The sequence below is a fragment of the Allochromatium tepidum genome (genome assembly GCF_018409545.1).
Lineage (GTDB): Bacteria > Pseudomonadota > Gammaproteobacteria > Chromatiales > Chromatiaceae > Thermochromatium > Thermochromatium tepidum_A.
Genome location: NZ_AP024563.1, coordinates 1,499,100 through 1,516,200, shown reverse-complemented (window position 1 = coordinate 1,516,200; position 17,101 = coordinate 1,499,100). Strand labels below are relative to the sequence as shown.

Below are 17,101 nucleotides of genomic sequence, written 5' to 3'. Positions count from 1 at the left end.
TGTAGTACAGAAAAAACATGCAGGAAGCTGTCGAGAACGATAAATCAATGACTTGCTGTTGACGCTGTGATCGCGTTAAAGGCACTACGAGGTGCACGAACATCGTTGCTTGCGCCTCTATGTCTTTGTTTTTATGGGTGCCATGACTTATTGGGAAGTTACTAGATGTGCAAGTAAGCTTTTGCTTCGTCACCAGATTTCATCGTTAGGTGTTGCGTCAAGTGCTGACTTCAAACCCGCATCCCGGCCTCGATCAATACATCCGGCTGCACGATGCCGACTGGGAGGATTACGAGCGTCTGACGACCCTGCGTGCCGAGCGCGCCGCCCCTCGCCTAACCTATTTGGATGGAGAACTGGAACTGATGACCCCCTCCATCGAACACGAGGGCGACAAGAAGCGCCTGGGGCGTCTGATCGAGACCTATGCCGACGAAACCGGAATCGAACTGGAAGGCTTCGGCTCCTGGACGCTCAAGTCACCCGACAAGCGACTCGGTGCCGAGGCCGATGAATGCTATGTGGTCGGCCCCCTGACCCAGACCCCGGACGTGCCCGACTTCGCCATCGAAGTCGTCCGCACCTCGGGCGGACTCGACAAGCTCGCCGTCTATGCGGGTCTGGGCGTGCCCGAAGTTTGGATCTGGCGCGACGGACGACTCAGCGTTCACCGACTCGATGACACCGGCTATCAGGAACAGGAGCGCAGTCGTTTCCTGCCCGGACTCGACCCGCGCCTGATCGAGACCTGCATGACCGAGCCGAGCCAGACTCAGGCGCTGCGCACCCTGCGGGCCGGACTCAATCACACAACGAAGCGCGACGCTTCACACTAGGAACGACGACTCTTGAAACACTGGTTATGGCTCTCGCTGGCGATCCTCTTACTGGATCAGGCCGGCAAATGGATGGTGCTCCTGGCGCTCGAACCCTATGAGGTCATCGCCCTGATGCCCAACGTCAATCTGACCCTCATGTTCAACACAGGCGCGGCCTTCAGCTTCCTGGCCGACTCGGGCAGCTGGCAGCGCTGGTTCTTCGTAGCGTTGGCACTCATCGTCAGCGGCGTACTGGTCGGCTGGCTGCTGCGGCTCCCCGCCACCGAACGCCTGCACGCCGCCGCACTGGCGCTCATCATCGGCGGCGCGGTCGGCAATCTGATCGACCGCGCCCTGCTCGGTCATGTGGTCGACTTCATCCAGGTCTATCTGCCCTTCATCCCGCTGGCGATCTTCAACCCCTGGCCGTCGTTCAACATCGCCGACAGCGCCATCTCCATCGGCGTGGTCCTGCTGCTGATCGCCACCCTGCGCACCGAGCCGTCGCGTCCATCTCAGTGAGCTGGTCGACAGTTCAGACCATCAGCGGCTTGCCTGATAAAGATCCGGCACAACGGCATCGCCGCCCCGCGCGCGCCAGTCCGGGGGGGTATTTCGGTATCATGCGCGCCACCGATCCAACAGCCGCCCAACTCACACAGATGCGAATCGCCATCCTCTCGCGCAATGCCTCGCTCTACTCCACCCGCCGTCTGGTCGAGGCGGCGCGCGCGCGCGGGCACGAGACCAAGGTGATCGACGTGTTGCGCTGCTACATGAACATCACCTCGCACGCCCCCTCGATCCACTACAAGGGCGACGACCTCTCCGACTTCGATGCCGTCATCCCACGCATCGGCGCCTCCGTGACCTTCTACGGCACGGCGGTGCTGCGTCAGTTCGAGATGATGGGCGTCTACCCGCTCAACGAGTCGGTGGCCATCTCGCGTGCGCGCGACAAACTGCGTTCCCTCCAGCTGCTCGCGCGCAAGGGCATCGGACTGCCGATCACCGGCTTCGCCCATGCACCCGACGACGTGCAGGATCTGATCAAGATGGTCGGCGGCGCGCCCCTGGTCATCAAGCTCCTGGAAGGCACCCAGGGCATCGGCGTGGTGCTGGCCGAGACCTATCAGGCCGCCGAGAGCGTGATCGAGGCCTTCATGGGCCTCAAGGCCAATATCCTGGTCCAGGAATACATCAAGGAGGCCAACGGCGCCGACATCCGCTGCTTCGTCATCGGCGACAAGGTGGTGGCGACCATGAAGCGTCAGGCCAAGGCCGGCGAGTTCCGCTCCAACCTGCATCGCGGCGGTACGGCCTCGCTGATCCGCATCACGCCCGAGGAACGCTCGACCGCCGTGCGCGCGGCACGCATCATCGGGCTGAACGTCGCGGGCGTCGACATCCTGCGCTCAAATCACGGCCCGGTGGTCATGGAGGTCAATTCCTCGCCCGGACTCGAAGGCATCGAGACGGCCACCGGCAAGGACATCGCCGGACTCATGATCGAGTTCATCGAGAAGAACGCCGCCATCGGCAAGACGCGCACCCGTGGTCAGGGTTGAGGCGGAGACCGCCCGATGAATCTCGCTCGATGCCGAGATCCGATGATGCCGGAGCTGGCGCGCGCCTTCGGCAGCCCGATGATCCTGGATGCCGAGTCGCGTGCCGGTTGCTTGCGCGCCGTGGCCGCCGCGCGCGGGATTCCGCTGCTGCTCTATGAGGGCGGCGAGGCGTTGCGTTTCGTCGCTGACGGCGCTCGGCGCCAGCGTCAAGCGCGGAGATACGCTGGCGCGGTCATCACCGACCCCTTCCGGCCGGCCGACGAAGCGGTCGTTTCACCGCTCGACGGCATCGTCATCGGACGCACCAATCTGCCGCTGGTCACCGAGGGCGAGGGGCTCTATCACATCGCCCGGCTCGGCGATCCGGAGGCGACCGCCGAACAGATCCTGCACTACCGCCATGCGCTCGACCCGGAAGAGGACGAACAGCGCATCGTCTGAATCAGGGCGCCTTTATTTCGGCAACAGGGTCAACTGATTCTTCTCGTCGTCGATGGTCATGCGAAAGCGTCCGAGCAGGCTCATGCCGAGCAGCGAGGTTCCGCCCAGCCGCTGATCGTCCATGAAGGCGACCTCGACGTCTTCGACCCGCTTGGGACCGACCCAAATAGCCCCCAGACGTCCGACGCGCGCATCGACCGTGCCGTTGGCCGTCTGCACCTGTTGATTCTGAAGCGCGTCCGGCGCAAGTCCCAGCGAGGAGATCAGCGAGACCGGCAGCACCACGCGATCGGCGCCGGTGTCGATGAGCATCGACTCCTGGATGGGTGCACCGCCGGATACCCCCTCCAGTCCCAGCGTCACCAGATGCGCGGTGCCACGACGCTGGGTCGCCAGGACGATCGCCTCTCCGCTCGCGGGCGCCGCTTCCGTCGATCCGCCGCCCTCATCCACCATCATGGGCGGCGGCACATAGGCGGCCTTCTCGCCGAGGATGATGACGCGCTCGACGCCCGCGCCCGGCGCCTGCACGATCACATGATCGAAGTCCTCCAGCAGCAGATGCAGACGCTCGACCAGGGACTCACCGCCCGCATGTCCCGTGGCTCCCGTCGTCTGCTCGATGCCGCGGACCTCGAAGTCGAGTTCGGTGCTGAGCCGGTCGAGTTCGGCGGCGATCTCGACCCGTGTCGAGGGGACCGGTCCCTGGGCCAGGGCCGGCAACCCCAGGGCGAGCAAGAGCAGCGCCAGCGGCGCACGTAGATCGAACATGAGCATGGTCGGGCGCTCCATCGGGACGATTCGGGTCCGACCATTATAGTCGTGGGACCGGGATCGGCCCGATGTCTCTGAAAAAGACAGGAATATTAGCGTTTCTTAAAGTAACATGACGCCCCTTTCAATCGACCACAACCATACGAGGACACGCCATGCTCGACGCCATCCGTGCCCTGTCCAAGACGGACATCGCGGGCGCCGCCTTTGCCGTCGCCGCCATCTATCTGGCCGGGATCGTTCCCACGCCCGAGATCGCCTGGGTGAGCGGCTTTCTGCTGCTGACGGTCTTTCTGTTCGCCTTCGAGGTGGTCAGCGTCGACGTGGCGGCGATCACCGTCATGGTGCTACTGGGCCTGACGAGCCTGGCCGCGCCCTGGATGGGACTGGAACGGGGACTGGTGCCGGTCGAACATCTGTTCGACGGCTTCTCCAGCAACGCCGTGATCTCGATCATCGCGGTCATGATCGTCGGTGCCGGACTCGACAAGACCGGTCTGATGTCCAAGGTCGCCGCCTTCATCATGCGTATCGGCGGCTCGACCGAGGCCCGCATCATCCTGTTGATCTCGGGCACGGTCGGGGTCATCTCCAGCTTCATGCAGAACGTCGGTGCCGCCGCGCTCTTCATCCCCGTCGTCAGCCGCATCTCGGCGCGCACCGGGCTGCCGATGTCGCGTCTGCTCATGCCCATGGGATTCTGCGCCCTGCTCGGCGGCACCATCACCATGGTCGGCTCCAGCCCGCTGATCCTGCTCAACGATCTGATCCTGACGTCCAACACGGCGCTGCCCGAGGGCGTGGCGCCGATGAAGACCTTCGAGCTGTTCGACGTGACGCCGATCGGTGTCGCACTGCTGCTCACGGGTATCGTCTATTTCGTGCTGGCCGGGCGTCTGGTGCTGCCGGCGCACGGCACCACCAAATCCGAGGGCGGCGACACGCGCGCCTACCTGGCCGAGACCTATGGCCTGACCGACTTCGAGATCGGCGAGTTCCGCGTACCCGAGGGTGACAGCGATCTGATCGGGATGAGCGTCGACGAGCTGGAGCGGACCTGGAAGGTGCGTCTGGTCGGCGTCGAGAAGGGCGACGGACTGCGCTTCGGCGCCGACGGCGTCGACCGCACGCTCGGCATCACGCCCGGCAGCACGCTGGCCCTGCTCGGCACGGCCGACTCGCTGCTGGAGGTCGCCGACGCGAGCAAGCTGGAGCGCAAACGCGACCTGGATCTCTTCGCCGAGGCGATGTCGCCGACCAAGGCCGGCGTGGCCGAGATCGTCATCCCGCCCGGCTCCAGCCTGATCGGCAAGACCGCGCGCGACCTCTGGATGCGCAAGACCTATGGTCTGTCGCTGCTGGCGATCAATCGCGGCGGCACCCAGATCACCTACAAGACCGGCGGGGTGCGCAACACACCCTTCGCCGCCGGTGACGCGCTGGTCGTGCAAACCACCTGGGCGGATCTGGCGCGACTCGAACGGGATCGCAACTTCGTGGTCGTCACCACCGAGTATCCGCACGAAGAACTGCGTCCGAACAAGGTGCCGGTCGCACTCGCCTTCTTCGTCCTGACCATCTGCCTGATTATGTTCACGGATCTGCGGCTCTCGGTCGCCTTGCTGGTGGGCGCGCTCGGCATGGTCCTGACGCGGGTGTTGACCATCGACGAAGCCTATCAGGCCGTGAGCTGGAAGACGGTGTTCCTGCTCGCCTCGCTCATTCCGCTGGGGGCGGCGGTCGAGCAGAGCGGTACGGCGGCCTGGATCGCCGAACGGACGCTGGCCGCGCTCGGTGAGGTGCCGATCTGGGTGGTGCAGCTCTCGCTGGCTGCACTGGCCACGGCCTTCACGCTGGTGATGTCGAACGTCGGCGCCACGGTGCTGCTGGTACCGCTGGCGGTCAACATGGCGCTCGGCTCAGGTGCCGATCCGGCCATCTTCGCGCTCACGGTCGCCATCGCCACCTCCAACTCCTTCCTGCTGCCGACTCATCAGGTCAATGCCCTGATCATGGGGCCGGGCGGCTATCGGGTGGCCGATTACATGCGTGCCGGCAGTCTCATGACGGTGCTGTTCCTGGTGGTGGCGCTGACCATGATCAATGTGATCATGTAGTCATGGGCTCGACCGCTTGGATCAGGTGTGCCGTTGCCGGACCATCATGTAGTTGACGGCCTTCCAGCGCGTGTAGCCGAAGGCGCGATTGAACGGATTCACGCGCACGCCGGTCTCGTGCACCGGGCGATAGCCCGCACCCAGTCCCTGCGCGACCTCGGCGGGCCGCACCAGCTTGCGGTAGTGATGAGTTCCGCGCGGCAGCCAGCCCAGGATGTATTCGGCGCCCAGGATGGCCATGACCCAGGCGACCGGTGTGCGGTTGATGCTGGACACGACCATGAGTCCGCCGGGCCGCACCAGATGCGCACAGGCGGCGAGAAAGTCGGGCAGATGCTCGACGTGCTCGACGACCTCCATGTTGAGTACCGCGTCGAACGATACGCCCTCCGCCGCCAGTTGCTCGACGCTCGCCAGACGGTAGTCGATCGCCAGTTCGCTCCATTGGGCGTGCAGGCGTGCCGCCTGGAGATTCTTCTCGGTGATGTCGATGCCGGTCACTTCGGCGCCGAGTCGGGCCATGGACTCGCTCAGGATGCCGCCGCCGCAGCCGATGTCGAGTATCCGCAGACCCGCGAACGGACGTTCGGCGGCGGGGTTGAGGTCCAGTGCCGCGCACAGATGGCGGCGGATGTAGTCGACCCGGAAGGCGTTGAGTCGGTGCAGGGGCCAGAACGGTCCCTCGGTGTCCCACCAGCGGTGGGCGAGCCGCTCGAAATAGGCGACCTCCTCGGGGTCGATGCTCGGCGCGGAGAGATGGGCGGTGGACATGGTGGTCTCCTCGGTCGAATGGCCGCCGGCCGGATGGTGAATCCAGATGGTGGCGCGGAGCGCCGACGGCAAGCCGGCGACTGGGGGATCGATGTGCCGGCGATTGGCGGCTCGGCACCGAACCTCAGTGCTCGTCCTCGCCGTAATAGTTGCCGATGTAGTTCTCGAACTTGGTGTATTTGCCGAGGAAGGTCAGGCGCACGGTCCCGATCGGGCCGTTGCGCTGCTTGCCGATGATGATCTCGGCGATGCCCTTGTCGCTGCTTTCCTTGTTGTAGACCTCATCGCGATAGATGAAGACGATGAGGTCTGCGTCCTGTTCGATCGCTCCCGATTCACGAAGATCCGACATCACCGGACGCTTGTTGGGGCGCTGTTCGAGACTGCGGTTGAGCTGTGAGAGCGCGATGACCGGGACGCTCAGCTCCTTGGCCAATCCCTTGAGCGCGCGCGAGATGGCCGAGATTTCGGTCGCGCGGTTCTCGCCCGCGCCGGGCGCCTGCATGAGCTGAAGATAGTCGAGCACGATCAGCCCCAAATCACCCTGCTCGCGCTTGAGGCGACGCGCGCGCGCGCGCACTTCGGTCGGCGAGAGCGCCGGGGTGTCGTCGATGAAGATCGAGGTCTCCGACAGCAGATTGACCGCTGAGGTCAGACGCGGCCATTCGTCGTCCTCCAGCTTGCCGGTGCGCACCCGATGCTGATCGATCCGCCCCAGCGAGGACATCATGCGCATGGCCAGCGAATCGCCGGGCATCTCCATACTGAAGACCGCCACCGGGCGCTTGGACTGGATGGCGATGTTCTCGGCGACATTCATCGCGAAGGTGGTGTTGTGCACGCAGATGTCGTTGGCGACGAAATTGTGCGTCTCGGGGATGGTCAGATCATAGACCTGCCGCTCACCGATCGACTCGATGGCGACGATCCGGTCCCAATAGACGTCGCCGGCGGCCGCTTCCGCCAAATAGCGATCTCCCAAGGCTTCAGCCAAGGCCGCAAGGCGTGGCCGCGACAGGTCGCGACGCCCGACATGGATATTGCTCGTCCCTCGAAGGCCGGCGCGTTGCGCAAGATGTGACCAGGACTCGTCCCCCTTGAGTCGCGCAATGCGCTCCCAAAAGGCGCGTGGAATCAGATCGCAATTGGTCTGGCGTCGGCGTCCCTGGAGTGCCTCCAGAACCCGGCTCAGTGCGGATTCCTTCGCGAAGATTCCGATCTCACGCGCGAAGATCTCGATCGACTCGGCATCCGTGATATCCAGTTGCCAGATGAGACTTTCCCCTTCCGGGCGCTGGATGCGTCGCTGTCGCCGCTTGGCGATGATGCCGAAGCGCAAGAGTAGATGCTGTATTTGTCGACTCAGGCGCTCGCTGACCGTCGCGTAACCGAGCTGAGGTTGTCCGCTCGTCAACACAGTCGCCCGGCCGTCGGTCGTGAAGAGTCGATTGAGGAAGAGCGCCAACTGGTCCTTGGGCAGACAAAATACAGGCGCCGGGACGAACTTGGCGTGAGCATCATGGCCCCAGAGTCCCAGCGTCGTCAGCCAGCGAGTCAAGGCGTTGGGCGCATTCTTTGCCGCACTCTCCCGCCCGTCGGGTAAGCAGGTCGTCAGTTCATCACCAAATACGGACTCAAGCGCTGCAAACATCGCGGGATTCGGCAGACGGCGGCCATGTGCCCAATTGCAGACGCTGGCCGGACTCGCACCGATGGACAGGGCGAGCGACCGCTGCGACAACCCGATTCGCTCGCAAGCCGAGCAAAGCGCGTCGGCAAAACACTGCCGAAGCTCGGCGAGACGTGACTGGTCGGACGCAACAGAGACCTGAGCCGTGCGGTCCCGAAACAGCTTGACGGCCGCACGCACTCCGCCAAAGGCATCGGCAGCCGCACTGAAATCCGCCCGAACCCGAGGATCGGAATTGGTGAAGAGCGGTCGGGTTCCGGTCAGACTGCCATCGCCGATCAAGTAGCCGAGCAGCTTGACCTCGCAATCACGCATCGCCTCCCGACCGAAGATCGGCAGACGGCGCGGCACGGCGATCGATTCACCGACCTGCAATTCGGACAGCGGACGCCAGCCGGCAGGCGTCAGGTAGGGATGGGGCGCCGTGGTCTCGATCCGGCGGCCCAGCCGGGTGGTGACACGAAACACCGGCTTGCGGCCGTCATCGACGAAGGCGCTCGGCTGCGTCCACCCGAACCGCCAGTCGTCACCCAGGGTCAGCAAACGCGCCTGACGCGCGCGCACGATGTCTTCGATGGTGGCGATCCGACCATCGTCGAGCAGGATCTCGGTGTCGGCGGCCACGCACTTGCCCATCGACGGCCGCCCCGCCACGATGATGAGATCCGAGGGCTGGAGCCCCGAGGTCATCTCGTCGAAGTCGGCGAACCCCGTGGCCAGACCCGTGATCGACTCACCACGCAGATAGAGCGTATCGATGCGCTCGACGGCCTGGGTCAACAGGCTGCGGATCGGCTGGAAACCGCCGCCGCCGCGCGACTCCTGCTCGGCGATGGCGAAGACCCGCCGCTCGGCCTCGTCGAGCAACTCGGAGGCCTCGCGGCCTTCGGGATGGTAGGCGCTGTCGGCGATCGCCGTGCCGGCGGCGATCATCTGGCGCCGCACCGAGGTCTGACGCACGATCTTGGCATAGGCCTGGATGTTGGCCGCGCTCGGCGTCTGGCTGACCAGGGTACCCAGGTAGGACAACCCGCCGACGTCGTTCAAACGCTGACTGCTCTCCAGTGTGTCGGCCAGCGTGACCACGTCGAACGGCTGGTCGACGGTGGCGAGCTTGGTGATGGCCTCGAAGATCAGACGATGTTCGCGCCGATAGAAATCGCCCTCGCTGACCATGTCGGCGACGCGATCCCAGGCGCTGTTGTCGAGCATCAGACTGCCCAGCAGCGACTGCTCGGCGTTGAGGCTGTATGGCGGGACACGCAGTTCGTCGAAGCCGGTGGCCATGCCCGGCAACTCGGCGGTCTCTGACTCGAACATGGCACCAGACCCGTCAGCGTCCGAATAGACGAGACGCGCCTTCGGGCGCGTCTACAGGGGCGTGTGGCCGGACGGCCGAATGCGCCCCGAACGTTTAAGGCAGCGGTGGCTCAGTTGCCGGGGACGATATTGATCTTGACCTGAGCATCGACGTCGGCGTGCAGGTGCAGCATGACCTCGTACTCACCGACGGCACGGAACGGACCCTCGGGCAGACGCACCTCGGACTTGCTCAGTTCCAGACCGGCCTCGCGCGCGGCCTCCGCGATGTCGGCGGCGCCGACCGAGCCGAACAGACGGCCTTCGTCACCGGCCTTGCGCGCGATGGTCAGGCTCAGACCCTCGAACTGGGCCTTGCGCGCCTCGGCGGCAGCCAGGGCCTCGGCGGCGGCGCGCTCCAGCTCGGCGCGACGGGCCTCGAAGGCTTCCAGGTTCTCGGCGGTCGCCGACACGGCGAAACCACCGGGGATCAGATAGTTGCGGCCATAGCCCGAACGGACCTTGACCTTGTCCCCGAGCACGCCCAGCTTGGTGACGTTCTTCAGCAGGATGACTTCCACTTGTGTATTCCTCTCGACAAATTTATCTTGGATGCCGCCACCGGGGGCTAGGACTTCCCGGTTCCGGAGACACGTTGCTCGACACGGGCGCGGATGTCGGCCCAGAGATCGATCAGACCCAGACCGATCAGCAACAGCGCCATCTGCGGCATGAAAAAGACCAACAGCCCATAGAGCGCGACCAGCCAGCCCTGATTGGCATTGCGCAGTTCCCGTAGACGATGGACCACGGCCAACCCTTGCAGGAGCAGCAGCAGACCCAGCACAGGCACCAGATCCATGGCCGGCCCCTGGGCGAGCAGCCCCCAGGCCAGGAACAGAACGAATAGCCAGCCCACCGGCGACCCCACGCGCAACGCCTTGAACTCGGCGCCGAAACCGCCCGGATTGTAGAGCTGGGCCTGCCAGGCACGGGCCACGAACAGACTGACGAGATACTGCAACACCAGGGCGGCGGCGAAGGCGCCGGTCATCCGGCGGGCCAGGCGATCGAAGAGCACCTGACTGGTCTCGGCCTGGATCAGACCGTCCTTCAGCAGCGACTGATGCAGGGGCTCGATGAGTTCGCGCCAGTAGAGCGCGGGATCACCCACGGCCAGATGCACGACGACGACCATCACCAGACCGCCAAGGGCGGCGAGCCGGACCGTCAGGTCCAGCGAGCGCGTGGCGCGCAGAATGACCGCCAGCCCCCAGATCGGCACCCAGAGCACGGCCAGTATCCCGAGTCCGACCCAGGGATTCCCGAGCGCCGGCCAGGCGATGAGACCGCTCGCCAGCGTCGAGGTGCCCAGCAGCATCGCCCCAGGACGTGCGCCCTGACGCAGCGTCACCAGACCGACCGCCGCCGAGCTGATCACGCCGACGAAGGGGATCGGCAGCGACAGGAGACCCGCGACCGTGACGACCAGGGTCGCCGGCGAGTAGCCCCGCATGACGAAGTTCGCAAGCGGCTTCATCGGCTGATGGGAGTGCTGACCGGACGCACGCGATCGCGACTGGACCGGACGGACGGTGAACTGAGGTCAACCGTCACGGCCGGGCGCGCGGCTCAGTGCCCGTCGGTGTAGGGCAGCAGCGCCAGATAGCGGGCGCGCTTGATGGCCTGTGCGAGCTGGCGCTGATACTTGGCCGAGGTGCCGGTGATGCGGCTCGGGACGATCTTGCCGGATTCGCTGATATAGGCCTTCAGCAGATTGAGATCCTTGTAATCGATCTCGGTGATGCCTTCGGCGGTGAAGCGGCAGTAGCGCTTGCGGCGGAAGAAGCGTGACATGGTGTTCTCCTGGAGTCAGAGACGCACGTCTGAGGCAGGTGCTCAGTCGTCGCTGTTGTCGTTGTCGTCGTCGTTGCTGTCGGAGTCGTTGTACGAGCTCTCGGAACGCTCGCGCTCCTCGCTGCCCTTGGCCAGCGGCGAGGCCTCGGTGACGGCCGCATCGCGCTGGATGATGAGATTGCGCAGCACGACGTCGTTGAACCTGAAGGCATTGGCCAGCTCGTCGATCGCTTCCTGATCGCACTCGACGTTCATCAGCACATAGTGGGCCTTGTGGATCTTGTTGATCGGATAGGCGAGCGGACGACGCCCCCAGTCCTCACAGCGATGCACCACACCGCCCCGCTTCTCCAGGCCACCCCGGTAGCGCTCGATCATGCCGGGCACCTGCTCGCTCTGGCTCGGATGAACCAGGAAAACCACTTCATAATGTCGCATTGCGGCTCCTTACGGATTGGACAGCCTCCCGCACGGCGCGGTGAGGCAAGGAGACCCCGGAATTCGGGGAATCGCGCATCATACTGGAAAGCAGCCCGATGTCAAAGCGAGGATTTTGCGCGATTTCGGGGGCTCTGCGGCTTGCCCCGAAGGCCGGCCTGAATCAAACTGACCGTCTAAGATTTAGCAATTCAGAATATAGGGGGACATCGACATGGGCACCGTGCAAGACTTCGAATCACTGCGTCGTTCCAGTCTGAGCGCCAATCTCAGCGACGAACAGGTCGAGGCCCTGAATGGAATCGCCTACTGCCGCCGGCTCGCCGATCAGGAGATCCTGATCCGGGAGGGCAACATCGACAACAGCCTGCACGTGATCACCGAAGGGGCGATCGCGGTCACGCGCGACCTGGGCAAGGGGGAGTACACCACCATTCATGTGCTGCGCACCGGCGATCTGGCCGGCGAGATGGGCTTCATCAGCGGTCAGCCGCACACGGCTACACTGCGCTCGCTCGGACGCACCCAGGTCTGTAGCTTCGAGCGCGAGTCCTTCGAGTCGTTGCTGATCGAGCATCCCTGGCTCGTCTATCGCGTGATGCAGAACATCGTCAAGGTCAGTCAGGACATCCTGCGCCGTATGAATGCCCAGCATGTCGAGCTGACCAAGTATGTGAGCAGTTCGCACGCGCTCTTTTGAACGGAACGTTTGAGTGTGATCGAGCGTCTGAACATCTCGACATGGATACGGGTTCGGCCTGCGGATCGTCATCACGCCCCTGGGCGAAGGTGGCTATAATCGCGTCTGGTTGCACCCGTCGCCATCGTCGTCAGAAATCTCGAATCCGTCCAATCCCTTAAGGAGTGAAGAACGCATGAACATGCTGCAGAACCTGCCCAAGAACGTCGGTCCCATGGACCGCAACATCCGTTTGGCCGCCGCCGGTGTGCTGATCCTTGCCGGCCTGATGACCGGCAGCGTCGCGCTGGACATCATCGGCCTGATCGTGCTGGCCACTGGCGCCGTCAGCTTCTGCCCGGCCTACAAGCTCTTCAAGTTCGACACGCTCAACAAGTAAAAACCGAGCGCGTCCGTTCGGAAGCCGCCGGCCATGTGCCGGCGGTCGATTCGTCCGTTCCGGAACCACGGCCCGGACCCGGATTCCGCTATCCGCCCGCCTGAAGCGCCTCGTAGCGCGCCCTGAAGACCTCCTGACGCAAGCGTCCCGCCTCCTGCTCGGTCGGCGCCAGAGGTGCATCCATCCAGGTGCCCGTGTCATGGTCGAAGACCGAGAATCGATAGCCGCGTCCGACCTTGAAGACCTGGGTCACATCGCGTCCGGCCTGTTCCATCGCTTCCAGTTTGCTGAGGCCCGCGCCGGCCGGTTTGGACATGGCGGGTGAGGCGGCCATTGCCTCCGTCGGGCGCACCATCTCGAAGCGCGTGTTCTGGATCTCGCCCTGGATGTCCGGCTCAACCGCTTCCACCCCCGGCAATCGGTCCAGGAGATAGCCGGCCATGAGGGTTCCGAGCTTGGGGTTGTCGGTCTCGATCGCCGTCAGTAGCCGATCGGCGACGATCTGGGCGCGTTGGATCCGATCGGGCGCTTCGACCCAATCACGCCCCATCCGCCAACCGCTGTCCATGTCTCGGTCGATCTGGTCGAAGTAGTCACGCGCATCGGCCGGGAGCGCGTCCGGGACGTTGATATCGTGGGTTCGATCGTCGATGATGATCTTCAGAATCACTGTGTGTTTTCCTCGCGCGTGTGCGACTTAAAGTCTACCGATGTGCTCTGATATGGCCCCCAGCCGGGCCATGCTAGACTTGAACCGGTTCGACCCGACCCATTTTCACTAATCCCCGACCAATCGGCACGGATATGACCAGGCAGAAGACCTACCTCGTGATCTCGGCGCTGGGTGAAGACCACCCGGGCATCGTCAACCAGCTCTCCAAGGTCGTCCTCGATCAGGGCTGCAACATCGAGGACAGTCGCATGACCGTCCTCGGCGGCGAGTTCGCGGCCATGCTCCTGGTCGAGGGCAAGTGGAACACCCTGGCCAAGATCGAGAACGCGCTCCCCGAACTGGAGCGCCAGCTCGGCATGACCATCATCTGCAAACGCACCGGCGAGCGCGCCACCGGACGCAATCTGCTGCCCTATGCCATCGACGTGGTCTCCATGGACCACCCCGGCATCGTCAACAACCTCGCCGGATTCTTCGCCGAGCGCGACATCAACATCGAGGATCTCTCGACCAGCACCTATGCCGCCGCCCACACGGGCACGCCCATGTTCGCGGTGCACATGACGGTCGGCATCCCGGCCGATCTACATATAGCGGCACTGCGCGAGGATTTCATGGACTACTGCGACGCGCTCAATCTCGACGCCGTGCTCGAACCGCTCAAGGGCTGATCCGCACGCCGCGCGGGCGCCCTCCCCCACTCCCGATCCGGACCGGAAGGCGGAACACGATGATCAAACGCGAAAACGACAAGCCCTGTCTGTTCGTGCTCGACACCAACGTCCTGATGCACGATCCGACCTCGCTGTTCCGCTTCCAGGAGCACGACGTCTTCATCCCGATGGTGGTGCTGGAAGAGCTCGACCGCACCAAGAAGGGACTGTCGGAAGTCGCGCGCAACGTGCGTCAGGTCAGCCGTTTCCTCGATCAGCTCATGTGCGACGCCGACAAAGCCGAGATCGACGCCGGCCTGCCGCTCGCCCCGGACTCGGTGGGAGGCGGCATCACGCAACCGGCCGGCGGCCGGCTGTTCTTCCAGACCGAGCCGCTCGACATCCGCCTGCCCGAGTCGTTGCCCGGCGCCACGCCCGACAACACCATCCTCGGGACCGCCCTGGCCTTGCGCGAGAAGCATCCCGAACGCCAGGTCATCATCGTCTCCAAGGACATCAACCTGCGCATCAAGGCCGCCGTGCTCGGCCTCCAGGCCGAGGACTATTCCAACGACCAGGTGCTCGACGACGCCAACCTGCTCTATACCGGGCTGGAAGTGCTCGACGACGACTTCTGGGAGCGGCACGAAAAATCGGTCGACGCCTGGAAGGAACAGGGTCGCACCTTCTACCGCATCTCCGGCCCGGACATCGCCGACTGGTATCCGGCGCAGTGCCTCGCTTTCGGCGAAGACGGCGAGTTCGAGGCCATGGTGCGCGACAAGCCGAGCCTCAACGAGGCCATCGTCGAGCTGGTCGAGGACTACCGTCTGCCGCGTCACAACGTCTGGGGCATCAACGCGCGCAACCGCGAGCAGAACTTCGCGCTCAACATGCTGATGAACCCCGAGCTGGACTTCGTCACCCTGCTGGGTACGGCCGGCACCGGCAAGACGCTGCTGGCGCTCGCCGCCGGACTGGTCCAGGTGCTGGAGCGCAATCTCTATCGCGAGATCATCATGACCCGCGTCACGGTTCCGGTCGGCGAGGATATCGGTTTCCTGCCCGGCACCGAGGAAGAGAAGATGACGCCCTGGATGGGCGCACTCATGGACAACCTGGAAGTGCTGACCCGACCCGAGAGCGGCGGCGACTGGGGGCGCGCGGTGAGTCAGGATCTGGTGCGCAACCGTATCCGCATCTCTTCGCTCAACTTCATGCGCGGGCGCACCTTCCTCAACAAATACATCATCCTCGACGAGGCCCAGAACCTCACCGCCAAGCAGATGAAGACGCTCATCACCCGCGCGGGTCCAGGCACCAAGTTCGTCTGTCTCGGCAACATCGGCCAGATCGACACACCCTATCTGACCGAGACCACCTCCGGCCTGACCTATGTGGTCGATCGCTTCAAGCACTGGCCCCACAGCGGGCACATCACGCTCATGCGCGGCGAGCGCTCACGTCTGGCCGATTTCGCCTCGCAGGAACTGTGAGGCGTCCGGTCGCCGCTAGTTCACGACCAGGACCGGATCACCGATCCTGAGCCGCTCGAACAGAAAGCGCGCGTCCTTCTCCCCGACCCGGACACAGCCATGCGAGTCCGGGTAGCCGGGGAGCCAGCCTTCATGCAGGAAATAATGGCCGTAGAACTGGATCGAATACGGCATCCAGGCCTGCATCCCGAGTTGATTGGTGTAGCGCGACGAGACCTTGTGCTCGTCCTTGCTGAGCACCTTGAAGCGACCGGTCGGTGTCGGATTACCCGGCTTGCCCGACGAAATGGGACCGGAACGGACCACGGCCCCGTCTTCCTTGTATTCGAAGGCCTGATCCCCGAGCGAGATCGTCAGCGAGCGGCGTTTGGCGGTGTTGATGCCATTGTTGGTGTCGACGCCTGCGGTCGATGTATCCGTCGCGGGTTCGGTCGGCGCCGGCGGCGGTTCGGAGGCGACAGGTTCAGCCTGCTTGGCCGGCGCCGTCTCGGTATCGGCCGGCTCGGCTTCACTCGGCGCGCTCGTCGTCACCGGCAGGGCGATGAACCCCAGGTCCATGTCGGCGGACGCTCCAGCCTCATAGTCACGGATTCGCCAATCCGTCTCACGCGGTTCCGGCTCCGAGAGCATTTCGTTGGGTGTATGGGCGCAGCCGACGAGTGACAGGGCCGCGAGGAATGACAGGAGGTGCATGGACGGTGCAGACATGGCGTCAAGGCTCTCCGCTCGCCCCGCCGGGATCGACGGGTCTCTAGAGAGAGCATAGACAGTCTGTTCAAAAAAGTCGAAGCACGCTTTAACCGCCCTACCCTCACCCGAAAGCCAGACACAGCTTGACGCAGATCGCTGTGCCATCTAGCCTTTTGGTACCAAAATTTGTACATCTTCGACGTCTATGACGACCCTCACCGCAACCGATGCCCGCAAAAGCCTATTTGATCTCTTGCGCGGTACGAATGAGCGCCATGAGATCTATCACATCCGACATCGACAGGGCGATGCCGTACTGATGTCCGAGGCTGAATACGAGAGCCTCATCGAAACACTGGATCTGCTGTCGGCGCCTGGCTTCCGGGAGACTTTCGAGCGGGCGCGCCAGGAGGTGGCTGGCGGCGAGACACGCTCTTTCGAGGACATTTTTGGGGAGCCGCAATGAGCTACCGGGTCCGTTTCACCCGGCAGGCCGAAAAAGACATCGACAATCTGACGCCGAAACTGCGCGATAAACTCAAGGACATCGTTCGCAACCGGCTGGCGGTCGATCCCTACTCGGGAAAGCCGCTGGTTGGTTCGCTCAAGGGCTATTACTCGATGCGCCTGAGCTACCAGGATCGCATCGTCTATAGCATCCATGACGATGAATTGGTCATCTTGGTGCTGCGCGCCCGCACCCATTACGGCGACTGAACGCAACGCCTGCGTTGATT

20 protein-coding genes are annotated in these 17,101 nt (G+C 64.0%); 11 read left to right on the top strand and 9 right to left on the bottom strand.

Translation table 11 applies throughout. The features are described from left to right. Window positions 1-221 precede the first annotated feature (221 nt). The 4 genes from Atep_RS07355 (at window position 222) to Atep_RS07340 (ending at window position 2,827) form a co-directional block, all read left to right on the top strand. Entirely contained in the window at window positions 222-836 is a 615-nt protein-coding gene (locus tag Atep_RS07355) for a Uma2 family endonuclease (RefSeq protein WP_236786603.1), read from the top strand. Window positions 837-848: 12 nt separating this feature from the next. Continuing rightward, window positions 849-1,340 carry a signal peptidase II gene (lspA, locus tag Atep_RS07350; RefSeq protein WP_213381196.1) on the top strand — a complete coding sequence of 164 codons (492 nt, stop codon included), beginning with the start codon at window positions 849-851 and terminating at the stop codon, window positions 1,338-1,340. A 140-nt stretch (window positions 1,341-1,480) separates the two neighbouring features. Further along, window positions 1,481-2,386 (top strand): 30S ribosomal protein S6--L-glutamate ligase, encoded by a 906-nt coding sequence (gene rimK / locus Atep_RS07345; protein ID WP_213381479.1) that lies wholly within the window; start codon window positions 1,481-1,483, stop codon window positions 2,384-2,386. Between the two features lie 15 nt (window positions 2,387-2,401). Continuing rightward, window positions 2,402-2,827 (top strand): succinylglutamate desuccinylase/aspartoacylase family protein, encoded by a 426-nt coding sequence (locus Atep_RS07340; protein WP_213381195.1) that lies wholly within the window; start codon window positions 2,402-2,404, stop codon window positions 2,825-2,827. 12 nt (window positions 2,828-2,839) lie between these two features. Here the strand turns inward: Atep_RS07340 and Atep_RS07335 are convergent, their stop codons facing one another. Beyond that, window positions 2,840-3,604: a retropepsin-like aspartic protease family protein gene (locus Atep_RS07335; RefSeq protein ID WP_213381193.1), complete on the bottom strand. Its 765-nt coding sequence runs from the start codon at window positions 3,602-3,604 to the stop codon at window positions 2,840-2,842. Window positions 3,605-3,756: 152 nt separating this feature from the next. Between Atep_RS07335 and Atep_RS07330 the strand changes: the two genes are divergently transcribed. Further along, window positions 3,757-5,718, top strand: a complete 1,962-nt coding sequence (locus Atep_RS07330; RefSeq protein ID WP_213381191.1) for an SLC13 family permease — start codon at window positions 3,757-3,759, stop codon at window positions 5,716-5,718. A 21-nt stretch (window positions 5,719-5,739) separates the two neighbouring features. On the opposite strand, the gene ubiG is transcribed toward Atep_RS07330, so the two are convergent. The 6 genes from ubiG to rpsF all read right to left on the bottom strand — a co-directional run bounded on the left by ubiG (window position 5,740) and on the right by rpsF (window position 11,773). After that, on the bottom strand, window positions 5,740-6,489 hold the full coding sequence (ubiG, locus tag Atep_RS07325) for a bifunctional 2-polyprenyl-6-hydroxyphenol methylase/3-demethylubiquinol 3-O-methyltransferase UbiG (protein ID WP_213381190.1): 750 nt from the start codon (window positions 6,487-6,489) through the stop codon (window positions 5,740-5,742). Between the two features lie 124 nt (window positions 6,490-6,613). Continuing rightward, window positions 6,614-9,499: a replicative DNA helicase gene (gene dnaB, locus Atep_RS07320; protein ID WP_473697695.1), complete on the bottom strand. Its 2,886-nt coding sequence runs from the start codon at window positions 9,497-9,499 to the stop codon at window positions 6,614-6,616. A 110-nt stretch (window positions 9,500-9,609) separates the two neighbouring features. Continuing rightward, window positions 9,610-10,059, bottom strand: a complete 450-nt coding sequence (rplI, locus tag Atep_RS07315; protein WP_213381188.1) for a 50S ribosomal protein L9 — start codon at window positions 10,057-10,059, stop codon at window positions 9,610-9,612. Between the two features lie 47 nt (window positions 10,060-10,106). Continuing rightward, window positions 10,107-11,018 carry a hypothetical protein gene (locus tag Atep_RS07310; protein ID WP_213381187.1) on the bottom strand — a complete coding sequence of 304 codons (912 nt, stop codon included), beginning with the start codon at window positions 11,016-11,018 and terminating at the stop codon, window positions 10,107-10,109. 92 nt (window positions 11,019-11,110) lie between these two features. Further along, a complete protein-coding gene (rpsR, locus tag Atep_RS07305) occupies window positions 11,111-11,335 on the bottom strand; it encodes a 30S ribosomal protein S18 (RefSeq protein WP_012971196.1) in 225 nt (74 codons plus the stop codon). Between the two features lie 42 nt (window positions 11,336-11,377). After that, window positions 11,378-11,773, bottom strand: coding sequence for a 30S ribosomal protein S6 (gene rpsF, locus Atep_RS07300; protein WP_213381186.1), 396 nt, complete (start codon window positions 11,771-11,773; stop codon window positions 11,378-11,380). A 214-nt stretch (window positions 11,774-11,987) separates the two neighbouring features. Between rpsF and Atep_RS07295 the strand changes: the two genes are divergently transcribed. Beyond that, window positions 11,988-12,473: a cyclic nucleotide-binding domain-containing protein gene (locus Atep_RS07295; RefSeq protein ID WP_213381184.1), complete on the top strand. Its 486-nt coding sequence runs from the start codon at window positions 11,988-11,990 to the stop codon at window positions 12,471-12,473. Window positions 12,474-12,648: 175 nt separating this feature from the next. Further along, window positions 12,649-12,852 carry a YgaP family membrane protein gene (locus Atep_RS07290; protein ID WP_213381183.1) on the top strand — a complete coding sequence of 68 codons (204 nt, stop codon included), beginning with the start codon at window positions 12,649-12,651 and terminating at the stop codon, window positions 12,850-12,852. An 88-nt stretch (window positions 12,853-12,940) separates the two neighbouring features. On the opposite strand, the gene Atep_RS07285 is transcribed toward Atep_RS07290, so the two are convergent. Next, window positions 12,941-13,522 carry a hypothetical protein gene (locus Atep_RS07285; protein WP_213381181.1) on the bottom strand — a complete coding sequence of 194 codons (582 nt, stop codon included), beginning with the start codon at window positions 13,520-13,522 and terminating at the stop codon, window positions 12,941-12,943. Window positions 13,523-13,656: 134 nt separating this feature from the next. Between Atep_RS07285 and Atep_RS07280 the strand changes: the two genes are divergently transcribed. Both Atep_RS07280 and Atep_RS07275 read left to right on the top strand, forming a co-directional pair. Beyond that, window positions 13,657-14,196 carry a glycine cleavage system transcriptional repressor gene (locus Atep_RS07280; protein ID WP_213381179.1) on the top strand — a complete coding sequence of 180 codons (540 nt, stop codon included), beginning with the start codon at window positions 13,657-13,659 and terminating at the stop codon, window positions 14,194-14,196. 59 nt (window positions 14,197-14,255) lie between these two features. Next, on the top strand, window positions 14,256-15,674 hold the full coding sequence (locus Atep_RS07275; RefSeq protein WP_213381176.1) for a PhoH family protein: 1,419 nt from the start codon (window positions 14,256-14,258) through the stop codon (window positions 15,672-15,674). A 15-nt stretch (window positions 15,675-15,689) separates the two neighbouring features. Here the strand turns inward: Atep_RS07275 and Atep_RS07270 are convergent, their stop codons facing one another. Next, window positions 15,690-16,382 (bottom strand): L,D-transpeptidase, encoded by a 693-nt coding sequence (locus tag Atep_RS07270; RefSeq protein ID WP_213381172.1) that lies wholly within the window; start codon window positions 16,380-16,382, stop codon window positions 15,690-15,692. A 187-nt stretch (window positions 16,383-16,569) separates the two neighbouring features. Between Atep_RS07270 and Atep_RS07265 the strand changes: the two genes are divergently transcribed. Next, the gene (locus tag Atep_RS07265; RefSeq protein ID WP_213381170.1) at window positions 16,570-16,830 is read left to right on the top strand and encodes a type II toxin-antitoxin system Phd/YefM family antitoxin; all 261 of its coding nucleotides are present in this window, start codon (window positions 16,570-16,572) and stop codon (window positions 16,828-16,830) included. Next, the gene (locus tag Atep_RS07260; RefSeq protein WP_213381168.1) at window positions 16,827-17,081 is read left to right on the top strand and encodes a type II toxin-antitoxin system RelE family toxin; all 255 of its coding nucleotides are present in this window, start codon (window positions 16,827-16,829) and stop codon (window positions 17,079-17,081) included. The genes Atep_RS07265 and Atep_RS07260 overlap by 4 nt, the downstream gene beginning before the upstream one ends. The last annotated feature ends 20 nt before the right edge of the window (window positions 17,082-17,101 follow it).

What these genes read in the sequence shown, in the direction of transcription:
- rimK (WP_213381479.1), top strand. Translation starts at nt 1,481, where the DNA reads ATGCGAATCGCCATCCTCTCGCGCAATGCCTCGCTCTACTCCACCCGC.
- Atep_RS07340 (WP_213381195.1), top strand. Translation starts at nt 2,402, where the DNA reads ATGAATCTCGCTCGATGCCGAGATCCGATGATGCCGGAGCTGGCGCGC.
- Atep_RS07335 (WP_213381193.1), bottom strand. Translation starts at nt 3,604, where the DNA reads ATGCTCATGTTCGATCTACGTGCGCCGCTGGCGCTGCTCTTGCTCGCC.
- Atep_RS07330 (WP_213381191.1), top strand. Translation starts at nt 3,757, where the DNA reads ATGCTCGACGCCATCCGTGCCCTGTCCAAGACGGACATCGCGGGCGCC.
- ubiG (WP_213381190.1), bottom strand. Translation starts at nt 6,489, where the DNA reads ATGTCCACCGCCCATCTCTCCGCGCCGAGCATCGACCCCGAGGAGGTC.
- dnaB (WP_473697695.1), bottom strand. Translation starts at nt 9,499, where the DNA reads ATGTTCGAGTCAGAGACCGCCGAGTTGCCGGGCATGGCCACCGGCTTC.
- Atep_RS07310 (WP_213381187.1), bottom strand. Translation starts at nt 11,018, where the DNA reads ATGAAGCCGCTTGCGAACTTCGTCATGCGGGGCTACTCGCCGGCGACC.
- rpsR (WP_012971196.1), bottom strand. Translation starts at nt 11,335, where the DNA reads ATGTCACGCTTCTTCCGCCGCAAGCGCTACTGCCGCTTCACCGCCGAA.
- rpsF (WP_213381186.1), bottom strand. Translation starts at nt 11,773, where the DNA reads ATGCGACATTATGAAGTGGTTTTCCTGGTTCATCCGAGCCAGAGCGAG.
- Atep_RS07295 (WP_213381184.1), top strand. Translation starts at nt 11,988, where the DNA reads ATGGGCACCGTGCAAGACTTCGAATCACTGCGTCGTTCCAGTCTGAGC.
- Atep_RS07290 (WP_213381183.1), top strand. Translation starts at nt 12,649, where the DNA reads ATGAACATGCTGCAGAACCTGCCCAAGAACGTCGGTCCCATGGACCGC.
- Atep_RS07280 (WP_213381179.1), top strand. Translation starts at nt 13,657, where the DNA reads ATGACCAGGCAGAAGACCTACCTCGTGATCTCGGCGCTGGGTGAAGAC.
- Atep_RS07275 (WP_213381176.1), top strand. Translation starts at nt 14,256, where the DNA reads ATGATCAAACGCGAAAACGACAAGCCCTGTCTGTTCGTGCTCGACACC.
- Atep_RS07270 (WP_213381172.1), bottom strand. Translation starts at nt 16,382, where the DNA reads ATGTCTGCACCGTCCATGCACCTCCTGTCATTCCTCGCGGCCCTGTCA.
- Atep_RS07265 (WP_213381170.1), top strand. Translation starts at nt 16,570, where the DNA reads ATGACGACCCTCACCGCAACCGATGCCCGCAAAAGCCTATTTGATCTC.
- Atep_RS07260 (WP_213381168.1), top strand. Translation starts at nt 16,827, where the DNA reads ATGAGCTACCGGGTCCGTTTCACCCGGCAGGCCGAAAAAGACATCGAC.